Annotated in this window: 21 protein-coding genes; 20 read left to right on the top strand and 1 reads right to left on the bottom strand. The window is 31.3% G+C overall.

What is annotated here, in order from left to right:
• Nucleotides 1–9: 9 nt before the first annotated feature.
• From nusA to WMO19_RS01085, 20 genes are all read left to right on the top strand, one after another.
• Nucleotides 10–1,290 (top strand): transcription termination factor NusA, encoded by a 1,281-nt coding sequence (gene nusA, locus WMO19_RS01180; RefSeq protein ID WP_349169873.1) that lies wholly within the window; start codon nucleotides 10–12, stop codon nucleotides 1,288–1,290.
• A 27-nt stretch (nucleotides 1,291–1,317) separates the two neighbouring features.
• Complete coding sequence (gene rnpM / locus WMO19_RS01175; RefSeq protein WP_288165966.1) at nucleotides 1,318–1,581, top strand: RNase P modulator RnpM; 264 nt, start codon at nucleotides 1,318–1,320, stop codon at nucleotides 1,579–1,581.
• A 24-nt stretch (nucleotides 1,582–1,605) separates the two neighbouring features.
• Complete coding sequence (gene infB / locus WMO19_RS01170; RefSeq protein ID WP_349169872.1) at nucleotides 1,606–3,915, top strand: translation initiation factor IF-2; 2,310 nt, start codon at nucleotides 1,606–1,608, stop codon at nucleotides 3,913–3,915.
• A complete protein-coding gene (rbfA, locus tag WMO19_RS01165; RefSeq protein ID WP_349169871.1) occupies nucleotides 3,915–4,268 on the top strand; it encodes a 30S ribosome-binding factor RbfA in 354 nt (117 codons plus the stop codon). The genes infB and rbfA overlap by 1 nt, the downstream gene beginning before the upstream one ends.
• Nucleotides 4,261–5,235: a DHH family phosphoesterase gene (locus WMO19_RS01160; protein ID WP_349169923.1), complete on the top strand. Its 975-nt coding sequence runs from the start codon at nucleotides 4,261–4,263 to the stop codon at nucleotides 5,233–5,235. Before rbfA ends, WMO19_RS01160 begins: the two co-directional genes overlap by 8 nt.
• A complete protein-coding gene (gene truB / locus WMO19_RS01155; protein ID WP_349169870.1) occupies nucleotides 5,232–6,122 on the top strand; it encodes a tRNA pseudouridine(55) synthase TruB in 891 nt (296 codons plus the stop codon). Before WMO19_RS01160 ends, truB begins: the two co-directional genes overlap by 4 nt.
• Entirely contained in the window at nucleotides 6,119–7,027 is a 909-nt protein-coding gene (locus tag WMO19_RS01150; RefSeq protein WP_019124418.1) for a bifunctional riboflavin kinase/FAD synthetase, read from the top strand. The genes truB and WMO19_RS01150 overlap by 4 nt, the downstream gene beginning before the upstream one ends.
• A gap of 113 nt (nucleotides 7,028–7,140) precedes the next feature.
• A complete protein-coding gene (gene rpsO, locus WMO19_RS01145) occupies nucleotides 7,141–7,407 on the top strand; it encodes a 30S ribosomal protein S15 (protein ID WP_019124419.1) in 267 nt (88 codons plus the stop codon).
• Between the two features lie 43 nt (nucleotides 7,408–7,450).
• Entirely contained in the window at nucleotides 7,451–9,559 is a 2,109-nt protein-coding gene (locus WMO19_RS01140; protein WP_349169869.1) for a polyribonucleotide nucleotidyltransferase, read from the top strand.
• Between the two features lie 56 nt (nucleotides 9,560–9,615).
• Complete coding sequence (gene dut, locus WMO19_RS01135) at nucleotides 9,616–10,047, top strand: dUTP diphosphatase (RefSeq protein ID WP_019124421.1); 432 nt, start codon at nucleotides 9,616–9,618, stop codon at nucleotides 10,045–10,047.
• 38 nt (nucleotides 10,048–10,085) lie between these two features.
• A complete protein-coding gene (locus WMO19_RS01130) occupies nucleotides 10,086–12,461 on the top strand; it encodes an FtsK/SpoIIIE family DNA translocase (protein WP_349169868.1) in 2,376 nt (791 codons plus the stop codon).
• Nucleotides 12,454–13,770: a 30S ribosomal protein S12 methylthiotransferase RimO gene (gene rimO / locus WMO19_RS01125; RefSeq protein ID WP_349169867.1), complete on the top strand. Its 1,317-nt coding sequence runs from the start codon at nucleotides 12,454–12,456 to the stop codon at nucleotides 13,768–13,770. Before WMO19_RS01130 ends, rimO begins: the two co-directional genes overlap by 8 nt.
• Nucleotides 13,767–14,300 carry a CDP-diacylglycerol--glycerol-3-phosphate 3-phosphatidyltransferase gene (pgsA, locus tag WMO19_RS01120; RefSeq protein ID WP_332087457.1) on the top strand — a complete coding sequence of 178 codons (534 nt, stop codon included), beginning with the start codon at nucleotides 13,767–13,769 and terminating at the stop codon, nucleotides 14,298–14,300. The genes rimO and pgsA overlap by 4 nt, the downstream gene beginning before the upstream one ends.
• Before the next feature lie 8 nt (nucleotides 14,301–14,308).
• Nucleotides 14,309–15,544, top strand: a complete 1,236-nt coding sequence (locus WMO19_RS01115) for a competence/damage-inducible protein A (protein ID WP_349169866.1) — start codon at nucleotides 14,309–14,311, stop codon at nucleotides 15,542–15,544.
• Nucleotides 15,545–15,546: 2 nt separating this feature from the next.
• Nucleotides 15,547–16,614: a recombinase RecA gene (gene recA, locus WMO19_RS01110; protein WP_019124427.1), complete on the top strand. Its 1,068-nt coding sequence runs from the start codon at nucleotides 15,547–15,549 to the stop codon at nucleotides 16,612–16,614.
• Between the two features lie 11 nt (nucleotides 16,615–16,625).
• Nucleotides 16,626–17,603, top strand: coding sequence for a metallophosphoesterase family protein (locus tag WMO19_RS01105; protein ID WP_349169865.1), 978 nt, complete (start codon nucleotides 16,626–16,628; stop codon nucleotides 17,601–17,603).
• Nucleotides 17,600–19,051, top strand: a complete 1,452-nt coding sequence (locus WMO19_RS01100; RefSeq protein WP_316719129.1) for an AAA family ATPase — start codon at nucleotides 17,600–17,602, stop codon at nucleotides 19,049–19,051. The genes WMO19_RS01105 and WMO19_RS01100 overlap by 4 nt, the downstream gene beginning before the upstream one ends.
• Complete coding sequence (locus WMO19_RS01095; protein WP_316719130.1) at nucleotides 19,052–19,285, top strand: hypothetical protein; 234 nt, start codon at nucleotides 19,052–19,054, stop codon at nucleotides 19,283–19,285. It abuts the gene before it with no gap.
• Nucleotides 19,286–19,290: 5 nt separating this feature from the next.
• On the top strand, nucleotides 19,291–19,941 hold the full coding sequence (locus tag WMO19_RS01090; protein WP_316719131.1) for an ATPase: 651 nt from the start codon (nucleotides 19,291–19,293) through the stop codon (nucleotides 19,939–19,941).
• A gap of 99 nt (nucleotides 19,942–20,040) precedes the next feature.
• On the top strand, nucleotides 20,041–20,358 hold the full coding sequence (locus tag WMO19_RS01085) for a YerC/YecD family TrpR-related protein (RefSeq protein ID WP_019124432.1): 318 nt from the start codon (nucleotides 20,041–20,043) through the stop codon (nucleotides 20,356–20,358).
• Between the two features lie 18 nt (nucleotides 20,359–20,376).
• Here the strand turns inward: WMO19_RS01085 and WMO19_RS01080 are convergent, their stop codons facing one another.
• Nucleotides 20,377–22,092 (bottom strand): Rqc2 family fibronectin-binding protein, encoded by a 1,716-nt coding sequence (locus tag WMO19_RS01080; RefSeq protein ID WP_349169864.1) that lies wholly within the window; start codon nucleotides 22,090–22,092, stop codon nucleotides 20,377–20,379.
• Between the last annotated feature and the right edge of the window lie 431 nt (nucleotides 22,093–22,523).

Raw genomic sequence — 22,523 nt, 5'->3', positions numbered from 1 at the left:
GAGGAATAAATGAACCAAGAGTTTATAGACGCTTTGAATGAAATCGAAAAGGAAAAAGGGATTTCAAAAGAAATTGTCTTCGAGGCTTTGGAATCAGCTTTAGTTTCTAGTTATAGAAAAAATTACGGTACATCTCAAAATGTTGTTGTTAACATGAATAGAGAAACTGGAGAGATAAAACTTTTTGCATCTAAGGATGTTGTTAATGAAGTAGAAGACGATCAACTTCAAATATCCCTTGAAGAAGCAAAAAAGATTGACCCAAGCTATGAAGTTGGAGATGTATATAATTTAGAAATACATCCAAAAAACTTTGGAAGAATTGCTGCTCAAACAGCTAAACAAGTAGTTATTCAAAGAATAAAAGACGCTGAGAGAGATATTGTATTTGACGAATATGTTGAAAGAGAAAAGGAAATAATTACGGGAGTAGTTCAAAGAAAGGCTTACAATAATGTATATGTTGATCTAGGAACTACTGAAGCAATTTTGCCCTATAGTGAGCAAATAAGTAATGAAAGATACGACCATGGCGACAGATACAAGATGTTAATTTTATCTGTTGAAAAGTCTACAAAGGGTCCACAAATTGTCCTTTCAAGGTCACATCCTGATTTAATAAAGAGACTCTTTGAATTAGAAGTGCCTGAAGTAAGTGAAGGAATTGTTGAAATTTATTCTATTTCTAGAGAAGCTGGATCAAGGACAAAGATTGCTGTATTTTCAAGAGATCCTGAAGTAGACCCACTAGGAGCTTGTGTTGGATACAAGGGTCAAAGAGTAAATGCAATTGTAGATGAAATACACAATGAAAAAATTGACATTGTTATTTACGAAAAGGAAATGGACAAATTTATTGCAAACTCATTAAGTCCATCTAAGGTAGAAAAAGTTTTTGTAAATGAAGCTGAAAAATCTGCTTTGGCTATAGTGCCAGATTATCAATTGTCTCTTGCAATAGGTAAAGAGGGACAAAATGTTAGACTTGCAGCAAAGCTAACAGGATGGAAAATTGATATTAAGTCTAAGGAACAGTTTGAAGATTATCTTGAAGACAGGGGAATCACTGAAGAAGAATTAGCTGAAGAATTTGAAAGTGCAAAGAAAGAAGTATCTGATGATCTTGAAGCTGAAGATGATATAACTTTAGAAAACTCTGATGAAGTTAAGAGTGAAGAAGTTTCTCAAGATAATGATTTAGATATTGATGCGAAGGATGATTTAGAAGTAGAATCTTCTAGAAATAATAGTGAAGAATCTGAAGAAGCTGAAGAAGAAAAGGAAGATTAAAAAATTCTTAATTTAACGGAGTAAAAAATGACTAAAATTAGGAAAATACCTATGCGTACTTGTATAGGTTGTAGGGAACAAAAACCAAAAAAAGATTTAATCAGAGTTGTTAAAAACAAGGAAGATGAAATCTTTATTGATAAAACGGGAAAGGCAAATGGAAGAGGAGCTTATTTATGTAATGACAAGAGTTGTTTGGAAAAAGCGATAAAGTCAAAGGCCCTAAATAGGGCATTTACGACAGAAATTAGTGAGGAAATATATGAGAAACTAATGAATTCTGTGGATTAAGCTTCTTTTGAGGAGGTGTTCAATTTGTCAAAAATAAGAGTGCACGCGTTGGCAAAGGAAATTGGTATTACAAGTAAAGAATTAATTTTAAAATTAAATGAAATGGAAATACCTGTAAAAAACCACATGTCAACTTTAGAAAGTGCTGATGAAGAAAGAATAAGAAAATTATACAAAAAAAGTTCTTCTAAGAATGAATCTCCTGTAAAGAATGATAATTCTAAAAATAGTAGAGATGTAAAAGCAAAAAGTGAAGTTGCTAAAAATAAAAAAGAAAAGCAAGAAAAACCTAATAGAGTTAAAACTTCTAAAGATAAAAAACCTCAAGAAGATTCTGATAAGAAATTTTTTGATGAAAGAAAAACAGAAAATCATAAACACAATAAAAATCACAACAACAAAAAAGAAGAATCTTTTGAAGATGAGGATTTTAACAACAATAGAAAAAATAGATTTAAAAATAAAAAAGATAATAAAAGGGAAAATAACAACTCCTACAACAGAGATTTAACTAAGAAAAAGCCAAAGAAAAAAGTTAAATCAAGACACAAAACAGAGGAAGAAAATAGAGGAGATGATCCTATAACAGTGATTGCACCAATTACAGTTAAAGATTTTGCAGATCAACTTGGAGTATCTGTGTCTACAGTAATTACAAAATTAATAGGCCTTGGAGTTATGGCTAATCAAAATCAAAGCATTGATGAAGACACTTGTATTTTATTAGCTGATGAATTAGGTGTTGAAATAGACATTGAAGAGCCAAAGCTAGACGAATCAATTGAAGAAGAATATGGTCTTCTAAAAAAAGATAAAGAAAGAGACCTAAAGACTAGACCACCTGTAGTTACAGTAATGGGCCACGTTGACCACGGCAAGACTTCTCTTCTTGATTCAATCAAGAAGACTCATGTAACACAATCAGAAGCTGGTGGGATTACTCAACACATAGGAGCTTACACAGTTAATTTAGCTGGAAAGAAAATTACTTTCCTTGATACTCCTGGTCACGAAGCCTTTACTTCTATGAGACTTAGAGGAGCTCAAACTACGGATATTGCTGTGCTTGTTGTAGCCGCAGATGATGGTGTAATGCCACAAACAATTGAAGCAATTTCTCACGCAAGATCTGCTGAAGTGCCTATTATTGTTGCTATAACAAAGATTGATAAGCCAGAAGCTAACACTGAAAGGGTAAAGCAAGAGCTTATGAATGAAAACTTGCTAGCTGAAGAGTGGGGAGGTGACACAATTGTTGTAGGTGTTTCTTCAAAAACTGGAGAAGGAATAGATGAGCTTCTTGAAATGATTCTTCTAGTTGCCGAAATGAGAGAGCTTAAGGCAAATCCTAACAGACGTGCTATTGGAACTATTATCGAAGCAAACCTTGACAAGGCAAAGGGTCCTATGGCAACTATTCTCATTAAGAATGGTACTTTAAGATTTGGTGACTCAATAGTTTCTGGAGTATGTTCAGGAAGAATTAGGGCTATGCAAGACGATAAGGGCAAGCAAGTTAAAAAGGCTGGTCCATCAATGCCAGTTGTAGTTCTTGGACTTAACGAAGTTCCTAATGCAGGCGATACAATTTATGCAGTTAATGATGATAAGACTGCAAAGGCTATTGCTGACAAAAATGCAGAAATCACTAGAGAAAAAAGACTTAGCCAAACTACAAAGATTAGTCTCGACAATTTATTTGAAAAAATTTCCGAAGAAGATGTAAAGGAATTAAACATAGTTGTAAAGGCTGATGTTAAGGGTTCTGTTGAAGCTTTAAATCAATCACTTCTAAAACTATCTACTGATGAAGTTAAAATCTCAATAATTCACTCTGGAGTTGGCGGAATTAATGAATCTGACGTAACACTTGCCTCTGCATCTAATGCAATAGTAATTGGTTTTAATGTTAGACCAAATATTAATGCCATCGAACTTGCTAAGGCTGAAGATGTAGAAATCAGAACTTATAGAGTAATTTATGAAATCATAAATGATATTGAACAAGCTGCTAAGGGTATGTTAGATCCAGATATTGTTGAAGAAATTCTTGGTAGATGTGAAATCAGACAAACCTTCAAACTTCCTAATAACCAAATGGTTGCAGGAGTATATGTTTTAAATGGTAAAATCTTAAGAAATTCTAAAGTAAAAGTTCTTAGAGACGATGTCGTAATTCATGAAGGAGACATAGCATCACTAAAGAGATTTAAAGATGATACAAAGGAACTTGCCACTGGTTTTGAAGGCGGACTTGTTATAGATGGTTTTAACGACATCAAAGAAGGAGACCTTCTTGAGTCATATATACTAAAGGAAGTTAAGAGAGCATAATGAACAATAAGAGAATTAATAGAATATCTGAAGAAGTAAAAAGAACAATTTCAAATATTGTCCAAAATGAACTAAAGGATCCTAGAATTCCATCCATTACGAGCATCTCTCATGTTGAAGTTACTAATGACTTATCCTTTGCCAAGGTATATGTGTCTGTGCTTGGAAATGACTTTGACAGAGATGAAGCCGTGGAAAGATTAAATTCTGCAAAGGGATATATTAAAAAGGAATTGTCTAAAAGAGTTAAACTTAGAGCAATGCCTGAACTTATCTTTATAAAAGATGATTCCATAGAGAGAGCTCTTGAACTTGACAAATTAATTGATGAGGTAAATCGTGGAAATGAATAATCTAGTGGAACTTTCCTCTGAATTAAAAAAACTAATTGACGAAAGTGAAATTATTGCAGTTGCATCTCACTTAAATCCAGATGGAGATAATTTGGGTTCAGCTACAGCTATGGTGGGCATGCTAAATAAACTTGGCAAAAATGTTGTCTTTGTTTTAGATGACAAGATTCCACAATCCTTTAAATTTTTGCCAAATTTATCCTTTGCTAAGGCTCCTGATGAAATAAAAAATAATTTTGATTTATTTATTGCCCTAGATTCATCTGATGAAAATAGAATGGGCGATAATATAAAAAAAATATTTGAAGCATCAAAGAAAACTGTAAATATTGACCATCATTTTAGCAACACCAATTACGCTGATTTAAATATTGTTGACTCAAAATCTCCAGCGACTTGTGAAGTCCTTGCAAGAATTTTTGAAACTTTGAGTTTAGAACTCAATAAAGAAATCGCAACGTCATTATTTACTGGACTTTCCACTGACACAGGTTCCTTTAAATATAGCTCTGTATCCTCAGATACTTTTTTAACTGCTTCAAATTTATTTAAACATGATATTGATATTGATGAAGTTACAGTAAATGTTTATCAAAGCAGATCTAGAGAAAAGACAGATTTATTAATTAGAGCCATGAATTCAATAGAGTATTTTTTTGACAATAAAATTGCTGTAGTATTAGTCACTAAAGAAGACATGGAAAAATCAAAGGCAGAAAAATCTGATGCCGATGGCATAGTTGAATTTGTAAGAGATATTGACACAGTGGAGCTTGCAGTATTACTAAAGGAAAAAGACGACTGTATAAGACTTTCTCTTAGATCAAAGTCAGATATTGATTGCACAAAAGTTGCATCAAAATTTAATGGCGGAGGTCATGTAAGAGCTTCTGGTGGCACAATAAATCATACTGATTTAAATAAGGCTAAAGAAGATGTGGTAAAAGTAGCTGAAGAACAATTATGATGGACGGACTTTTAATTTTTGACAAAGAAAAGGGAATTACTTCTCACGATTTAGTTTATAAAGTTAGAAAAAAATTGGGAATAAAAAAAGTTGGTCACACAGGCACACTTGATCCAATGGCTACAGGTGTGCTAGTGATTTCCATAGGGAAGGGCACAAAGACAAGTGATTATATTTTATCAAGTGACAAAGTATATGAAGCGAAAGTAAGGCTTGGAATTTTGACCGACACCTATGACATAACTGGAAAAATTTTGGAGGAAGAAGATGTAATTTTTACTGAAGAAGAAATTAAAGATGCTTTAATTAAATTCACTGGTAAAATCTCTCAGAAACCTCCAATTTATTCTGCCCTAAAAGTTAAGGGAAAAAAACTTTATGAATATGCAAGAGAAGGTAAAGACGTTGAAATCAAAAAAAGAGAAGTAGAGGTTTATGAAAATGAACTCTTAGACTTTAATGGAAAAGATGAATTTACTATTTTAGTCCAGGTGTCAAAAGGCACATATATAAGATCTCTTGCCTATGATATAGGAAAATCTTTAGGAACATATGGTGCATTAACTGAGCTTAGACGAATTAGGACTGGGTCTTTTAAAATTGAAGACGCCATAAAAGTTTCTGATTTTGAAAAATTAAGCCCAGATGAAATAAAAGAAAAAATTTTACCTATGGATTTAGCGCTAATGGATTTTAAGAGAATTGATATTCCAAAAAGTTTTTGTGAAAAATTCATTAATGGACAATTTTATAAATTAAAGGAAAATTTTTCTGATGAAAATTATAGAGTTTATTCAGATGATAAATTTTTGGGTATTGGAGAAATAAGGGAAAAAGATGGAGAGTTTTTTCTCAAGATGAAGAAGAATTTAATAGGTGATTTATGAAAATAATTGAAATTGACTTAAATTATGAGGCAGAGGAAGAATCAGTTATAGCCCTTGGCAATTTTGACGGCGTCCACAGGGGTCATATTGAATTAATAAGTAAGGCAATTGAAAATGCAAAAAAATTAAATATTAAGTCAAGTCTTTTGCTTTTTAACGAGCACACAGATAATCTTGTAAAAGTTGGGAAAAAAGATATTATAACAACTAATAAGACAAAATTTGAAATTTTAGAAAATTTAGGCGTAGATATAATTTACCTGATTAATTTTACGAGAGAGTTTATGTCCTACAGTCCAATTAAGTTTTTAGATGATTTTTTAGCAAAAAATTTAAAAATAAGGGGAGTAGTAGTGGGTTATGATTACACCTACGGATATAAAAAATCTGGTGATGTAAAGTTTTTAAAGGAAAATAAAAATTTATTTGAATCTGTTGAAGTAATTGAGCAAATTTCTTATAATGACGAAAAAATTTCTTCTTCCTTAATTAGAAATTTAATTGAAGATGGAAATATAAAAGATGCGAATTTTTTGTTGTCAAGACCCTATAAACTCATTGGGAAAATTATTCACGCCAAGGGTTTGGGAAAGAAAATGGGCTATCCAACAGCTAACCTTGAACTAATTGATAATTTTGTTATTCCAAAATTTGGAGTCTATGACACAGATATTATAATTAAGGGCAAAAAATATAGGGCATCTACTAATATTGGAACTAATCCAACAGTTGAACATGATGGCATAAAAATTGAGGCACACATCTTGGACTTTAATGAAGATATATATGGAGAGATTGTAGAGCTTGAACTTTTAGATTTTGTTAGACCTGAATTAAAGTTTAATAGTCTAGAAGAATTATTTGACCAAATTGCAAAAGATGTTTTAGTTACAAGGAATAGATAACTTTACATTTATGACATTTCGTGGTAATATATAAAAGGTTAAATAGCTATTCACAGTTGGTCGCTCCTCGACGCCTACTTTGGTTAGCTGAATTAAAAATTTAGGAGGAAAATATGTTAGAACCAAATATTAAAAAAATTATTATTGACGAATTTAAAACTCACGAAGGTGACACAGGTTCACCAGAAGTACAAATTGCAATTCTTACTAGAAGAATTAACGATTTAAACGAACACTTAAGAGTTCACAAGAAAGACCACCACTCAAGAAGAGGACTTCTTAAAATGGTAGGTAAGAGAAGAAACTTATTAAGATATTTAAAAAATACTGATATAGAAAGATATCGTACACTTATTAAAAAACTACAAATAAGAGGATAATAGGAGCGGTAATTCCGCTCTTTCTTATTAAAAGGAGGAAATAATGGAAAAAACTTATACTATGGATCTCGCAGGTTCCCAGTTAAAAGTTACAATTGGAAAAGTTGCAGAACAAGCTAATGGTGCTTGTTTAGTACAATATGGAGATACTGTTGTCCTAGTGACAGCAACAGCTTCATCTAAACCAAGAGAGGGAATCGACTTTTTTCCTCTAAGTGTTGATTACGAAGAAAAGATGTATGCCGTTGGAAAAATTCCTGGTGGATTTATTAAAAGGGAAGGAAGACCAAGCGAAAAGGCTACACTTTCTGCTAGATTAATCGACAGACCTCTTAGACCTCTTTTCCCTGAAGGATATAGAAATGATGTGCAAATTGTTGCAACTGTATTATGTGTTGACCAAGATCATTCACCAGAAATTGTTGCCATGATTGGTTCTTCTATTGCTCTTTCTATTTCTGACATTCCTTTTGATGGACCTACTGGTTCTGTTGAAGTTGGATTTATTGATGGAAAATATATCATAAACCCTAATGAAGAAGAGAGAAATAAATCTAGAATTAACTTATCACTTGCTGGAACTGAATCTGCCATTATGATGGTTGAAGCAGGAGCACAAGAAGTAAGTGAAGCGGAAATGCTTGAAGCAATTTTACAAGGACATGAAGTTATCAAAGAAATTTGCAAATTTATCAATGAAATAACTTCAGAAGTTGGAAAAGAAAAGGCTACCTATGAAGTATTTAAAGCTGACGAAGAAATTGTTTCTAAAGTTAAGGAATATGGCAAAGACTTATTAGTTGATGCAATTAGACAAAAAGATAAAATTGTAAGAGTTGAAAAAACTGAAGTAGCAAAAGAAGACATTAGAGAACATTTTAAAGAACTAATGGAAGAAAATGCAAAAGACGTAGAAGCTGCTTTAGAAGAAATAGAAGTAACTGAAGTTAGACGTGGTATTCTTGAAGATGAAAGAAGACCTGATGATAGAAAACTTACAGAAATCAGACCTCTTTCTTCTGAAGTAGGAGTCCTTCCAAGAACTCATGGTTCTGGACTATTCACTAGAGGTCAAACTCAAGTACTTTCTATTGCAACTCTTGGTGCAATTTCAGAAGAACAAGTAATTGATGGACTTGGAGATGACAAGCCAAAGAGATATATTCACCATTACAATTTCCCAGGATTTTGTGTAGGAGATACTAAACCATCAAGATCACCAGGAAGACGTGAAATTGGTCATGGTGCTTTAGCTGAAAGAGCACTTCTTCCAGTAATACCTGATAGCGAAACTTTCCCATACACAATAAGAGTTGTATCTGAAGTATTATCCTCTAATGGATCATCTTCTCAAGCATCTATATGTGGATCTACTCTCGCTCTAATGGATGCAGGTGTGCCAATTAAGGCACCAGTAGCTGGTATTGCTATGGGTCTTATTGAAGAAAAGGGTGTTATAAAAATTTTAACTGACATTCAAGGACTTGAAGATCACTTTGGAGATATGGACTTTAAAGTAGCTGGTACTAGAGAAGGTATCACTGCTATTCAAATGGATATTAAAGTTGAAGGAATTAAAAAAGAAATACTTGAAGTTGCCCTTGAAAGAGCAAAAGTTGCGAGATTTGAAATTTTAGATCACCTAGCAACTACTATTGAAAAGCCAAGAGCTGAACTTTCTAAGTACGCTCCAATAATCCACATGATTTCTATTGACCCTGAAAGAATTGGCGAAGTAATTGGTGCTGGTGGAAAAATAATTAATAAAATTATTGAACAAACTGGCGTTAAAATCGATATTGATGATGACGGAAGAATTTCTATTCTTTCAGAAAGTGATGAAAGAGCTAAGGAAGCAATTGCTATAATAGAAGACATAGTAAAAGAAATTGAAGTCGGAGAAGTTTACACTGGTAAAGTAAAGAAAATTGTTAAGTTTGGTGCCTTTGTTGAACTTAAAAAGGGAACTGAGGGACTTCTTCACATTTCAGAAATTGCTCACGAAAGAACAAATAGTGTTGATGATGTTCTAAAAGTTGGCGATACAGTAGAAGTTAAAGTTATTGATATTTCTGATGATACTGGTAAAATTTCACTTTCAAGAAAAGCTCTTTTAAAGAGAGAAGATAATAAGAAAGAACAAGATAAGTAAATAAAATTTTAGTCGCATTAAGATTTATTTTAATGCGATTTTTTAAAGGGGAATTTATGAAATTAAAAATTATTAACAAAAGCAAGCATCCACTTCCTAAATATGAAACAGAAGGCTCCTCAGGAATGGATCTTAGAGCCAATCTTGACGAAGATTTAGTTTTAAAATCTCTTGATAGAGTTTTAGTTCCAACTGGATTATTTTTAGAATTTGACAAGGGATATGAAGCGCAAGTTAGAGCTAGATCTGGTCTTGCATTAAAAAAAGGTCTAGGTCTACCTAATGGAATAGGAACAATTGATTCTGATTACAGGGGAGAGTTAAAGGTAATTCTTATAAATATGAGCAAGGATGAAGTTGTCATTAAAGATGGAGAAAGAATTGCACAAATAGTTTTTATGAAAATAGAAACTCCAGAAATTGTTGAAGTTGAAGAGATAAGTGAAACTGAAAGAAGCGATGGAGGCTTTGGTCACACTGGTCTTTAAGACAACAAATTGTTATAATATTATTGAGGTGCTATCTCTTGATAAAAAATAAAAAAAACAATAAAAAAAATTCAAATAAAAAAAATGTTAGCAAAAGAAGAAGGACAAGTTCTGAAACATCTTCTGGCAAAGAAATAATGGGTCTATTCTTAATTGTAATAGGCATAGTATTTTTTATTTCTCTTTACAGTCAGAGGATGGGAATAATTGGCACACTAATTTATAAATTATTTTCTGTTATTTCAGGCTCAGGTAACTTTATAATTCCACTTCTACTTATTTTTTGGGGCATTCTATACAACCTTCAAGCCACGAAATTTCACATGAGAAGATATATAATCTGCTCTCTTGTAATATTTTTCTGCATTTTAGTCTTTCTCGATGGTTCTAAGGAAATGGACATGACTTTAATTGAGAGAATTATCAAGTCAACAGAGTATATGGACATCACAAGAAGTGGCGGTATAATTGGCGCCATCTTTGGATTTTTCTCTTATAAACTTTTAGGATCTCTTGGAACTTATTTAGTTCTTGGACTAATAATTGTGGCATCAATTTATTTCATGCTAAAAGTTAATATCGACCAAATAATCATGTTTACTGAAGACCTTGGCGAATATTTTGAAGACAAAAAGAAGGCCTACGAAGTAAAGAAAGCTGAAAAAAAATTAAAGCAAGATGAAAAAGAAAAGAAGAAAATTGAAAGAGAAAATCTAAAGAAAGAAAAATTAGAGTTAAAAAAAGCTAAAGAAGAAAAAATAGTCGAAGGTGAAGACTTTGGAGAAAATTTAGTTATAAAAGATTATTCTGACGATAATAATTTCGAAAACCTTGAAGAAGAAAAGTCTAAGGATATTGGTCTTATTGACAAGAAGGATAAGTCAGTAGATAAAAATATTGAAGATATTGAAATAGACGATGAAGAAGTCCTTGATACAATAAAAGATGATATTGAAAATAAAAATAAAAAAGAATACACTTACACTTATCCAGATACAGCTCTTTTAGATAGACTCAAATCAAAGGGCGGATTTTCCAAAGATGAAGTAATGGAAAAGGGAAGAATCATAGAAAATACTATGCGGAACTTTGGAATTGAGTCTAAAGTTGTTGCCATAAATCGCGGACCTGTTATTACTTCCTATGAGCTAAAACCAGCTCCTGGCATAAAATTATCCAGAATTGTTGGACTTAGTGACAATATTGCCATGGCTCTAGCCAGTTCAGATCTTCGTATTGAAGCTCCGATACCTGGCAAAACTGTTGTGGGAATTGAAGTTCCAAACAGTGAAAAAGATGCAGTTGGACTTAAAGAGTTAATTGATTCCAATGAATTTAAAACTATTAAGTCTGATTTACCATTAGCTCTTGGAAAAGATGTTGAAGGAAATATTTTAATTTCTGGTATGGAAGATATGCCACACTTACTAATAGCAGGAGCAACAGGCTCTGGTAAATCAGTTTGCATTAATTCTATAATTACTAGCGTGATCTATAAGTCGTCACCAAAGGATGTAAAGTTGATGCTAATTGACCCTAAGGTAGTTGAGCTTAGCGTCTATAATGGCATTCCACATCTTTTAATTGATGTAGTAACAAATCCTAAGAAGGCAGCTTTTGCTCTTAACTGGGCTGTTGATGAAATGGAAAAAAGATACCTTGCCTTTGCTGAAAATCATGTTAGAGATCTTAAGGGCTACAATAAAAAGATGGTAGAAGAGGGAAGGGAAGATGAAAAACTTCCTAAGATTTTAATTATTGTTGATGAGCTTGCAGACCTTATGATGGTTGCATCAAAGGAAATCGAAGAATATATTGCAAGACTTGCACAAAAGGCAAGAGCAGCTGGAATGCACTTAATCCTAGCAACGCAAAGGCCTTCTGTTGATGTTATTACTGGAACTATTAAGGCCAATATACCTTCAAGAATTGCTTTCGCTGTAGCATCCTCTGTTGACTCAAGGACTATTCTTGACATGGGTGGAGCGGAAAAACTTCTTGGCAAGGGCGACATGTTATTTTATCCAAGCAAATATCCAAAACCAAAGAGGATACAAGGTGCACTAATTAGTGACGGCGAAGTGGAAAGAGTAGTTGACTTTGTAAAAAATAATAACGAAATAAAAACTAGCCTTGAATCAAAAATAGAAAAGGCAATAGAGGACAAGAAAATAAAAGTTGATGACGAAAAGGATCCACTTTTTAAAGAGGCAGTTGAACTAGTAGTTAACGATGAACAAGCTTCTATTTCTTATATTCAAAGAAAATTAAAGGTTGGTTATTCAAGAGCAGGAAGAATTGTAGATCAAATGGAAGAAATGGGCATCATTGGACCTCATGAAGGTTCCAAGCCTAGAAAACTTTTAAAAACCAAGGAAGAAATAGATATAATTTTAGGTGATGAAGATGAATAATGTGCATATAGTTACCTTGGGTTGCTCAAAAAATGAAGTCGACTCATCTATGATGTACTCACTTTTAAATAAAGATAGATATAGGATGGTAGATGATGCAAGTGATGCAGATATTTTAATTGTAAACACTTGTGGATTTATCGATGCAGCCAAGGAAGAGTCAATTGACACAATTTTAGAGTCAGTTGAATATAAGAATGAGGGAAGATGTAAAAAAGTTCTTCTATCAGGTTGCCTTGCCCAAAGATATCCTGAGGAACTTCTAAAGGAAATCCCAGAAATTGATGGGATTATTGGCACAGGAAATATAAATTATATAAACGAGCTCTTAGACAGAAGTATGGCTGGAGATTTATTTGTAAAGACTGACAATTTAAACTCAGCTTATATTGAAGGTATAAAAAAGGAAGAGGTTAAAAAAACTGAATTTGTGAAAATTTCAGAGGGTTGTAATAATAACTGTTCTTACTGTATTATTCCTTCACTTAGAGGTAAAAATAGATCAAGAAAAATTGAAGATATATATTCTGAAGTCCAATACCTAGTAAGTAAAGGTGCAAGAGAAATTATTTTAATTGCACAAAATACTACTGATTATGGTATAGATTTGTACTCAAAATATTCTTTGGCGAAGTTAGTTAAAGAAATTTCAAAAATAGAAGATTTAAAGTGGATTCGCGTTTTATATTTATATCCTGATCATTTTACTGATGAACTAATAGAAGAATTTAGAACCAATGAAAAATTAGTGAAATATGTTGATATGCCTCTTCAACACATTTCTGACAATGTTTTAAAGAGTATGAACAGAAAAACCAGCAAGGACCATATTTTAAAGACTCTAAAGAATTTACGAGCATCTATTCCAGAAATTGTAATTAGAACAACTTTTATAGTTGGTTTTCCTGGAGAAAGTCAAGAAGACTTTAAAGAACTTGTAGACTTTATTGAAGATATTAAATTCGACAAGCTTGGAGTTTTTGAATATTCCAGAGAAGAGGGAACGAAGGCGGAACTTTTATATAATCAAATTCCTGATGAAGTTAAAAAGAGACGAAAAGATGAAATTATGGAAATACAAAGCGATATTTCTAATGAAATCCTTTCAAAAAATTTAGATAAATCTTTAGAAGTCTTAATAGAAGAAAAGATTGACGAAAACAATTATGTAGGAAGAACATATATGGATGCTCCAGAAATTGATGGAGTTATCTATGTTGAGTCTAATAGGAATTTAGAAATAGGAGATTTTGTTATTGTTAAAGTTATTGATACTTTAGATTATGATTTAGTAGGTGAAGCTATATGAATACTCCAAATAAATTGACTCTCATGAGAACTTTAATGGTTCCCATCTTTGTCTTATGCATGTATTTAGATTTTAATAATTCGAGAATAGTTGCAACACTTATTTTTGCCATTGCTTCTTTTACAGACTTTTTAGATGGTTATCTTGCAAGAAGGGACAATTTAGTTACTAATTTTGGAAAATTTGCTGATCCCCTTGCCGATAAAATTTTAGTATGCTCAGCTATGATTATGCTAGTAAGCACTGGTGAAATGCCAGCCTGGGCTGTAATTATTATCATAGCAAGAGAATTTACTATTACTGGATTTAGAATTATTGCGGCTTCTGAAAATATTACAATTGCAGCTAGTCCTCTTGGTAAATTTAAGACTGTTACCCAGTTAATATCAAATATTTTACTATTAACTGGAATAGAAAAATTTAGACCTATTGGCATGGCAATATTTTATTTAGCTGTTGTATTTACTGTAATTTCAGGTGCAGATTATTTAATTAAAAATAAAAAAGTTCTTGATTTAGAAAACATTTAAGGAGATTTATGAAAGCGAGCATTTTGACAGTTGGAAAAGAAATTTTAATCGGCTCAATTACTAATACAAATTCAAAATACATTTCTGAAAAGTTAACTGACATGGGAATAGATGTAACTAGGCAAGTTTCTGTAGATGATGACTTAGATGAAATAGTCAAGGAATTAGAATACTCTACAAAATCATCTGATTTAATCATAATAAGTGGTGGACTTGGACCAACTAATGACGACATAACTAGAGATGCTGTGGCAAAGTTTTTAGATAGAAAAATTTATCTTGATCAAGCTGAAAAAGAAAAGATGATTGATAGATTTACAAGACTTGGCAGAACCATGACTCCCAATAATTTAAAGCAGGTTATGTTAATAGAAGGCTCAGAAAAAATTGAAAACAAGTGGGGAGTAGCCCTTGGTGAGTCTATTGAATTTAAAGGAAAGAGAATAATTCTTCTTCCAGGACCTCCAAATGAAATGGAGCCAATGCTGGACTATTATTTTGCCAATAAATCCTTTACTGAGGAAAATATAATGGTAAAATCCATAGACATTATAGGTCTTGGAGAATCAATTATAGAAGATAGAATTAGAAAGATGTCCTTTGACGATGATTCTGTGAGTATAAATACTTTTGCTCATGGAACTTATACTGAAGTTAAAATTATTGGTAAGAGCACTAAAAAAGATGAACTGCAATTTTCTATTGAAAAAGTTGTAAAGTCTCTATATGCTGAATTTGACGCTCATGTCTATTCTGAAAATAATGATGATGTGGCAGGAGAAATTGTGAGAATTTTGAAAAATAATAATTTAAAAATTTCCTTTGCCGAATCCATAACTGGTGGAATGCTTAGCTCTGCAATTACAGATATTAGTGGAGCATCAAAGGTTATGGAAACTTCCTTTGTCACATATTCCAATGATTCAAAAAATAAAAATTTAAAGGTTTCAAAGAATACCTTAAATGATTTTGGAGCCATTAGCGAGAATACAGCTTTTGAAATGGCGAAGGGCGTTAAGGAAAGATCCAATGCTAATATTGGAGTTTCTACAACTGGAGAAGCTGGACCTAATTCATCTGAAACTGAAGTGGGAAATGTCTTCACTTGCATTTATTTTTCAGATGACAATTATTATAGTAAGCACTATTTCTTTAGCGGAGATAGAAATAAAATAAGAAGAAGCACTGTCAACAGAGTATTATCTCAAATACTTTTTGTACTTAGAAAAAATTTTAAGGAGTAATTATGAAAGATAGTAATTTAAGCAAAGAAAAACAAGAAGCCCTTCACAATGTTTTGTCAAAAATTGAAAAGCAATATGGCGAAGGATCAGTAATGGTTTTAGGAGACGATGTTAAGCTTGATATTGATTCAATTCCTACAGGCTCACTTGCATTAGATATTGCTCTTGGAATTGGTGGAATACCTAAGGGTAGAATTATTGAAATTTATGGACCAGAATCTTCAGGAAAGACTACATTAGCTCTTCATATGTTGGCAGAAGCTCAAAAAATGGGTGGAACTGGTGCTTTTGTAGACGCAGAACACGCCCTTGACCCAGGATATGCAAAAAATCTTGGAGTTGACATAGAAAATTTAATTATTTCTCAACCAGACACTGGTGAACAAGCTCTTGAAATAACAGAGGCTTTAGTTAGGTCTAATGCTGTAGATTTAATTATAATTGACTCAGTAGCAGCACTTGTTCCAAAGGCAGAGATCGATGGGGAAATGGGTGCAGCTCAAATTGGTCTTCAAGCAAGACTTATGTCACAAGCTCTTAGAAAACTTACTGGTGCTATAAATAAATCCAAGTGTACAGTTGTTTTCATAAATCAACTTAGAGAAAAAGTTGGAATTATGTTTGGAAACCCTGAAACAACTACTGGAGGAAGAGCTCTTAAATTTTATTCTTCAGTAAGGCTTGACATTAGAAGGACAGAAATCATAAAAAAGGGCGATGAAATGATAGGCAACAGAGTTAGAGTTAAAGTTGTTAAAAACAAAATTGCTCCACCTTTTAAACAAGCTGAATTTGACATTATGTATGGAAAGGGTATTTCTAGCGTTGGTAATATTCTCGATGTAGCTTCTGAAGCAGATATTGTAAAAAAAGCTGGTGCTTGGTATTCTTATGGTGAAGAAAGACTTGGTCAAGGAAGGGAAAATGCAAAAGAATTTTTAGAAGGAAATCCTGAACTTTTAAAGGAAATTGAACATAAAGTTAGACTTCATTATAATTTAATCCCAGAAGATGAAATCGAAGCTGAAAACACAGATGCAAAATCAGAAAATTTTTTAGAAGATAAATAGGTTGTGATTTTTTGAAATTACTCTATTTAACAGACACTCACATAAGAGGCACAAGCCCACAAAATAGACTTGATGATTACCAGGAGACTTTAAAGGAAAAATTAAGAGAGGTAGCAAGTATTATTAAAGAAGAAAAAATTGACTACGTCCTTCACGGAGGAGATCTCTTTGATAGACCTGATGTCTCTGTAAGTATAGTCTCTGATTTTGCAAAAATTTTCCAAAGTTTTGGAGTACCAATTTATATTATTAGTGGCAACCACGATATTTTTGGTCACAATCCTGATACTCTTGATAGAACTATGCTTGGTCTTCTTTGTAATTTAGGTGTCATGAACTTAGTCAATTACAAAAAAATCATTTTAGAAAAGGATATTAGGGTGCAGCTTACTGGTTCACCCTATGTATATTCCATGGATGAAGCTTCCAATAGGGAAAATTATATTTTAGATGAAGTGGATAATACTTGCAAGTACTCAATCCACATGACCCATGGGTTTTTAATTGACAAACCTTTTTTAAAAGAGGTTTCTCATACTTTAATAGAGGACATAAGAAGCACTAAAGCAGATATAACTCTTGGTGGACACTATCATTTTGGCTTCAAAACAGTTGAGTTAGACAATAAATACTTTGTAAATCCTGGTGCCTTAATAAGAATTTCAAATTCAAAAGCTGAAATCAATAGAAGACCAAAGGTAAATATCATAAGTTTAGCTGATGAAATAAAAATTGAAGACAGATTTTTAAAATGTGCTAAGCCAGGCGAAGAAGTTTTAGATAGGTCTGAAATGGAAAGGCATCAATTTAAGGGAATAAAGCTTGCTGAATTTAAGGAAAGTATTGATGCAACTACAAACTATAATAGTTTAGATATTTTTGATTTGCTTTTAAAAATTTCTAAAAGCGAAAATATTTCTGAAGAAGTAAAAAAAGAAGCTTTAAAGAGAGTTGAAGAAGCTCAAATTAATGGAGTTAGTTATTTATGATTTATATAAAAAAAGTTGAACTTCATAATTTTCAATCTCATGAGTACACAGAGATGGAATTTGACCGAGGACTAAATGTAATCCTCGGCAATTCTGATGTGGGAAAAACTGCAATTTTAAGAGCAATAAAGTGGGCTCTTTATAATGAACCTAAGGGCGATTATTTTATTAGACAAGGGGAGAAGGAGGTCTCAGTAAAAGTTACTTTCTCCAATGGCGTTGTAGTTGAGAGAGCGAAAACTCCATCGAAAAATTCATACTTTCTTATAGATTCTTCAGGAAATGAAATGAGATTTGAAGGATTTGGTATAGATGTGCCAAAAGAAATCACTGATGTCACTAATATGTATAAGGTTCCCTTGGACAATTCAAACAATAAAACTATTTTAAATATAGCTGAGCAATTAGATGGTCCTTTTCTATTAAATGAGCAGGCATCACTTAGGGCTTCTGCTATTGGAAGATTAATTGGCGTCAATTATGTAGATGATGCCCTCAGAAATGTAGTTAGGGATAATAAGAGAACTAATCAAGAAATTGTTGAATTGAGAAAAAATAGGGACGACCTTAAGGAAAAATTAGATGAATTTTCTTATATCAAAGATTATAAAGAAAAGTACGAAAAAATTACAAGAATTAGAAATAAAATAAAAGATTTACAGGACAGACTCGATTTATGTTTTAAATTAAAAGAAAATCTCGATAAAAATAAAATTGAGCTAGAAGAAGTTTCTAATTTAGTTGAAAAGTTTAAAAATTTAAATAAACTAGAGATAGTAATTCCTAATTTGGAAAATTCTCTTTTAAAGAAAAATAATTTTGAAAATTATTTAGAAAAAATCGTAAAAACTGATAGTGAGATTGATTTAATTAAAAATAATTTGAATAAACTTAAATCTTTAGATGACTTATCTTTAAGGGTTTCAAAAATTACTGAAAATAAAAATAGACTCTCTATTTACGAAAATTTATACGATAAATACAAGAAAAATATTAAAGAACTTTCAGAAGTGAAAAGTAATTTAAAAAATTACAAAAATAATGATGAAATTCAAAAAATTTCTGAAATTTTAAAAAATAAAATGGATTTTTATTCAAAAATTTATGGATACAGAACTGGTTTAAATAATATCGATTCTAAGCTTGCTCTAGGTAATAATTACATAAAAAATTTTGACAATAATGATAAAATTGATTTTATTTCAAAAAATATTGAAGATAAATCCAAGAATCTAAAAAAACTAAAGGATATTAAGGGAAGTTTTAAAGATTTATCTCTTAAAATTTTTGAAACAAAGAATGAATTAAAAAATTTAGATGAAAATATAAAGGATTGCACTGGATCTTATGAAAAGACAATTCTTGATGTGGGGGTTTGTCCTTTCTGTTACAGTAAAATCGATGACGAGTCAATTGAACACATTAAGTACCACTTGAGGAATGATTAAATGAATTACGAAGAAAATTTAAAAAATTTAAAGGATCAACTAGACAGATTAAAAAGTATGAAATATAAATCTGAAGCTAGGCTTGAACAGTTAAACTCACAAAAAAAAGAAATTCTTGCTGAAATTGAAAAGCTTGGCATTAAGCCAGAAGAACTTGAAAGTGAAATTTCTAATTTAAAAAATGAAATTGACAAACTTTTTGACGAAGCCAACAATTTAATGCCTAGGTTGTGATATTTTTGGATTTAAAAGAACTTGATTTAAAATTAAATCAACTTAATAACAAAATCTTAAGCGATGAGGGAAAAATAGAAATATTATCGGAACAATTAGATAAAACAGAAAAAGTTTTAAAGGATAGGGAAGACTACAGCGATATTCTTACACAGGTTTCTCTCTTATTTCAAAAGACTTCTGAATTTGCTAGGGAGCAATCAAAAAGACAAATTGAGGATACTGTGACAAAATGTCTGCAATTTATTTTTGAAACGGATATTGAATTTTTAATTGAACTTTCAGAAGCAAGGTCTGTTCCTGTCGCTGAATTTTTTGTGCAAAGCAATTACCCTGAAGGCTATAGTGTAAAAACTAAGCCTGAAATCGCAAGAGGTGGTGGAGTAGTTGATATTATTTCCCTTGCCCTTAGAATTGCCTTTTTGCAGTTAAATCAGCCAAAATTATCTGGACCACTAATACTGGATGAACCAGGAAAACATGTGAGCAATGATTATGTTTTTAACTTGGGGGAATTTCTAAAAAAATCCTCAAATTTATTTGACAGGCAGATAATTATGGTAACTCACAATCCTTATCTTTCTCAAATTTGTGACAAAGCTTTCCAAGTGAAAAATAAGAGGGGAATAAGCGAGGTAAGTGTATACAATCAGTAATTTTTTCTTGACTTTAGCAAGTAAAATTGTTAATATATTAGTGAAAATATGAATTGTTCATATATTACTTTTTATTACTTATAAAGTCAGGAGGATAAAATGATTTACGACTCAAAAATAAAGAGCAAAGAAGTAGACGGTTTATTTGAAGCTATTTTGCTTTTGGAAAATTTAGAGGAATGTTATAGATTCTTTGAAGATATTTGCACAGTTAAGGAATTGCAGGCAATAGCTCAAAGATTACAAGTTGTTAAATTACTTGTAAAAAATAAAACTTATCATCAAATTGAAGGTGAAACTGGAGCTTCAACAGCAACTATATCAAGAATTAATAGATCTCTAAATTATGGAGCTGATGGCTATAAATTAGTTTTAACTAGATTAAATATTATAGATGAAGACGAAGAAAAAGAATAAGGGCGACCTTATTCTTTTTTAAATGTTTATATTTATTGTTTTGTAATTTGTGTAAGTAACTAGTCCTGGCTTTTTTGCAGGATGTCTCTTTACATACATTTTGAAGGTATAGTCCACTGGAATGTTTTGTGATTTTGAAAGAGAGCTATACTTAGCTGCGAGTTTTGCAGCGGTTAAAAGAGAATTATTTGTAAAATCTCTGTTGTCATTTTTTAGGATTACATGAGATCCTGGTGCGTCCTTAACGTGGAACCAGAGGTCATTTTTTTTCGCTTTTTTATGCGTCAAGTAGTCGTTCTGTCTATTGTTTTTTCCTATATAAATATCAAAGCCATCCTCAGTCTTTACTGTAATATAATTTTCATCAGAATCTTTTTTCTTTTTATTATTTTTCTTTTTCTTTTTTAAATAGCCTTCTTTTTCCATTTCTTCATAGAGTTCATCAATTTCATTTGGCCTTTCAGCAAAGTCAATATTAAGTAAAATTGATTCTAAATAAGAAATTTCTGATTTGCCAATTTCAATTTGTTCAGTCAAAAAGCCAGCTGCGTTTTTTAGTTTGGAGTACTTTTTATAATATTTAGCAGCATTAGATGGTCCATCTAAAGTTGGATCTAGGGGAATTTTTATTTCTTTCATTTCGTCATAAAAATTTTCAACAGTAACTGAATCGGCACCTTTTTCTATTTTATAAAAGTTTGAAGATATTAGGTCTGCATAAACCTTAAATTTCTCTCTATTTAAAGCTACATTTAATTCATTGGCTTGATTTGAAAGTTTTCTGTTTAATTTTTCTATATTTTTCTTTACAATTTTTTTTAGCTCTTTACTCTTGGAGCCAAGACTGTCTCTTAAAAATTTAGAATTATAAAATTCTTCAAGGAGGGAAGAGATGCTATCTACTTTAATTTTTTCTTTATCATTTAGGCTTTCTAAATCAATGGAATAGAAGTCTTTAAATAAATTTTCTCTATAAATTTTTATTGGGCTAAAATCATTTTCTTTCACAATTTTAAAAATTTCAGAAAATATTTTATCAAGCTCAATAATCTCAGGGTCAGTTAAGGCTGACAGGTTTCTTTTAAAGTCAATATTAGACCTATATTCAATTTCGTTACACATCTGTGGACTTATGCCAGTAAAATTTTTTAAGAAAAAAGATTTTATGTTTAAATTTTCCCTTGAATCTTTAATCAAATCACTAATAGAATCTACTTGGCAAGGATCAAGTCCTTCTGAAATATCTTCAGGATTATAAGTTAAGCCTGGCAAAATTTCTCTCACGCTAGATAAATTAAAATTAATTCTCTTTAATGAGTCAATAATTTTCTTTGAATCATCATCAATAAGTATTACATTGGAATGTTTGCCCATAAGCTCAATTATAAGAGCTTTCTTGCTATATTCGCCAAGCTCATCGCGAGATTTAACGAGAATTTTTATAATTCTATCCATTTTATATTGACTTACTTCAAGAATCTGATTGTTTTCAAGATGTTTTCTTAAAAGCATGCAAAAGGCTGGAGGATTTTGTGGACTGTCGAAGATTTCATCACTAAAATACATTCTGGGGCTTCCAGAAATGGATATAAAGAGTCTTTCTCTTTGACCTTTAGCTCTTATATTAATCAAAAGATCATTGTTATTCTGGTATATTTTATCGATTCTTCCATCAATAACCCGATTATTTATTTCATAAACTAAGTTTTTTACTACTGTTCCATCTAATGACATTTTATCACCTGAAAATAATTATAACATATTTTATGAATTTATTTGATGGAGTATAGTTACAGAATAAAATGTATATACAAATATATGTTCAGAACGGATGTACATTATAAATTAATAGAAATTGTCAAAATAATTAACAATTTAGATTTTGATATAAACAAATTTTTATAGCTGGCATAGAAATAAGATGATTGAGTTAAAATAATAATTTGATAAAAAAATTAGAATTATTAATATGATTAAGTTTTTTGAGCTTAAAGCAATTAAAAGTAATTAATTAATCTAACCAGGATAATATTATATGATGATTGTTATTAAAAACTATTTAAAATAATATCAATTTGTGTGAATAATAAAAAAAAATAAAAAGAGCAATCCAAATTACAAATTGATTTAAGAAAAATAAAAATTTAAATAAAAAATAATAAGGT

Origin of the sequence: Peptoniphilus hominis (ex Hitch et al. 2025), assembly GCF_040096015.1 — a bacterium.
Taxonomy (GTDB): domain Bacteria; phylum Bacillota; class Clostridia; order Tissierellales; family Peptoniphilaceae; genus Peptoniphilus_A; species Peptoniphilus_A hominis.
Note: the sequence above shows the minus strand (reverse complement) of the source record. Positions and strands in the feature narration are given on the sequence as shown.

What these genes read in the sequence shown, in the direction of transcription:
- nusA (WP_349169873.1), top strand. Translation starts at nt 10, where the DNA reads ATGAACCAAGAGTTTATAGACGCTTTGAATGAAATCGAAAAGGAAAAA.
- rnpM (WP_288165966.1), top strand. Translation starts at nt 1,318, where the DNA reads ATGACTAAAATTAGGAAAATACCTATGCGTACTTGTATAGGTTGTAGG.
- rbfA (WP_349169871.1), top strand. Translation starts at nt 3,915, where the DNA reads ATGAACAATAAGAGAATTAATAGAATATCTGAAGAAGTAAAAAGAACA.
- WMO19_RS01160 (WP_349169923.1), top strand. Translation starts at nt 4,261, where the DNA reads ATGAATAATCTAGTGGAACTTTCCTCTGAATTAAAAAAACTAATTGAC.
- truB (WP_349169870.1), top strand. Translation starts at nt 5,232, where the DNA reads ATGATGGACGGACTTTTAATTTTTGACAAAGAAAAGGGAATTACTTCT.
- WMO19_RS01150 (WP_019124418.1), top strand. Translation starts at nt 6,119, where the DNA reads ATGAAAATAATTGAAATTGACTTAAATTATGAGGCAGAGGAAGAATCA.
- rpsO (WP_019124419.1), top strand. Translation starts at nt 7,141, where the DNA reads ATGTTAGAACCAAATATTAAAAAAATTATTATTGACGAATTTAAAACT.
- WMO19_RS01140 (WP_349169869.1), top strand. Translation starts at nt 7,451, where the DNA reads ATGGAAAAAACTTATACTATGGATCTCGCAGGTTCCCAGTTAAAAGTT.
- dut (WP_019124421.1), top strand. Translation starts at nt 9,616, where the DNA reads ATGAAATTAAAAATTATTAACAAAAGCAAGCATCCACTTCCTAAATAT.
- rimO (WP_349169867.1), top strand. Translation starts at nt 12,454, where the DNA reads ATGAATAATGTGCATATAGTTACCTTGGGTTGCTCAAAAAATGAAGTC.
- pgsA (WP_332087457.1), top strand. Translation starts at nt 13,767, where the DNA reads ATGAATACTCCAAATAAATTGACTCTCATGAGAACTTTAATGGTTCCC.
- WMO19_RS01115 (WP_349169866.1), top strand. Translation starts at nt 14,309, where the DNA reads ATGAAAGCGAGCATTTTGACAGTTGGAAAAGAAATTTTAATCGGCTCA.
- recA (WP_019124427.1), top strand. Translation starts at nt 15,547, where the DNA reads ATGAAAGATAGTAATTTAAGCAAAGAAAAACAAGAAGCCCTTCACAAT.
- WMO19_RS01100 (WP_316719129.1), top strand. Translation starts at nt 17,600, where the DNA reads ATGATTTATATAAAAAAAGTTGAACTTCATAATTTTCAATCTCATGAG.
- WMO19_RS01095 (WP_316719130.1), top strand. Translation starts at nt 19,052, where the DNA reads ATGAATTACGAAGAAAATTTAAAAAATTTAAAGGATCAACTAGACAGA.
- WMO19_RS01085 (WP_019124432.1), top strand. Translation starts at nt 20,041, where the DNA reads ATGATTTACGACTCAAAAATAAAGAGCAAAGAAGTAGACGGTTTATTT.
- WMO19_RS01080 (WP_349169864.1), bottom strand. Translation starts at nt 22,092, where the DNA reads ATGTCATTAGATGGAACAGTAGTAAAAAACTTAGTTTATGAAATAAAT.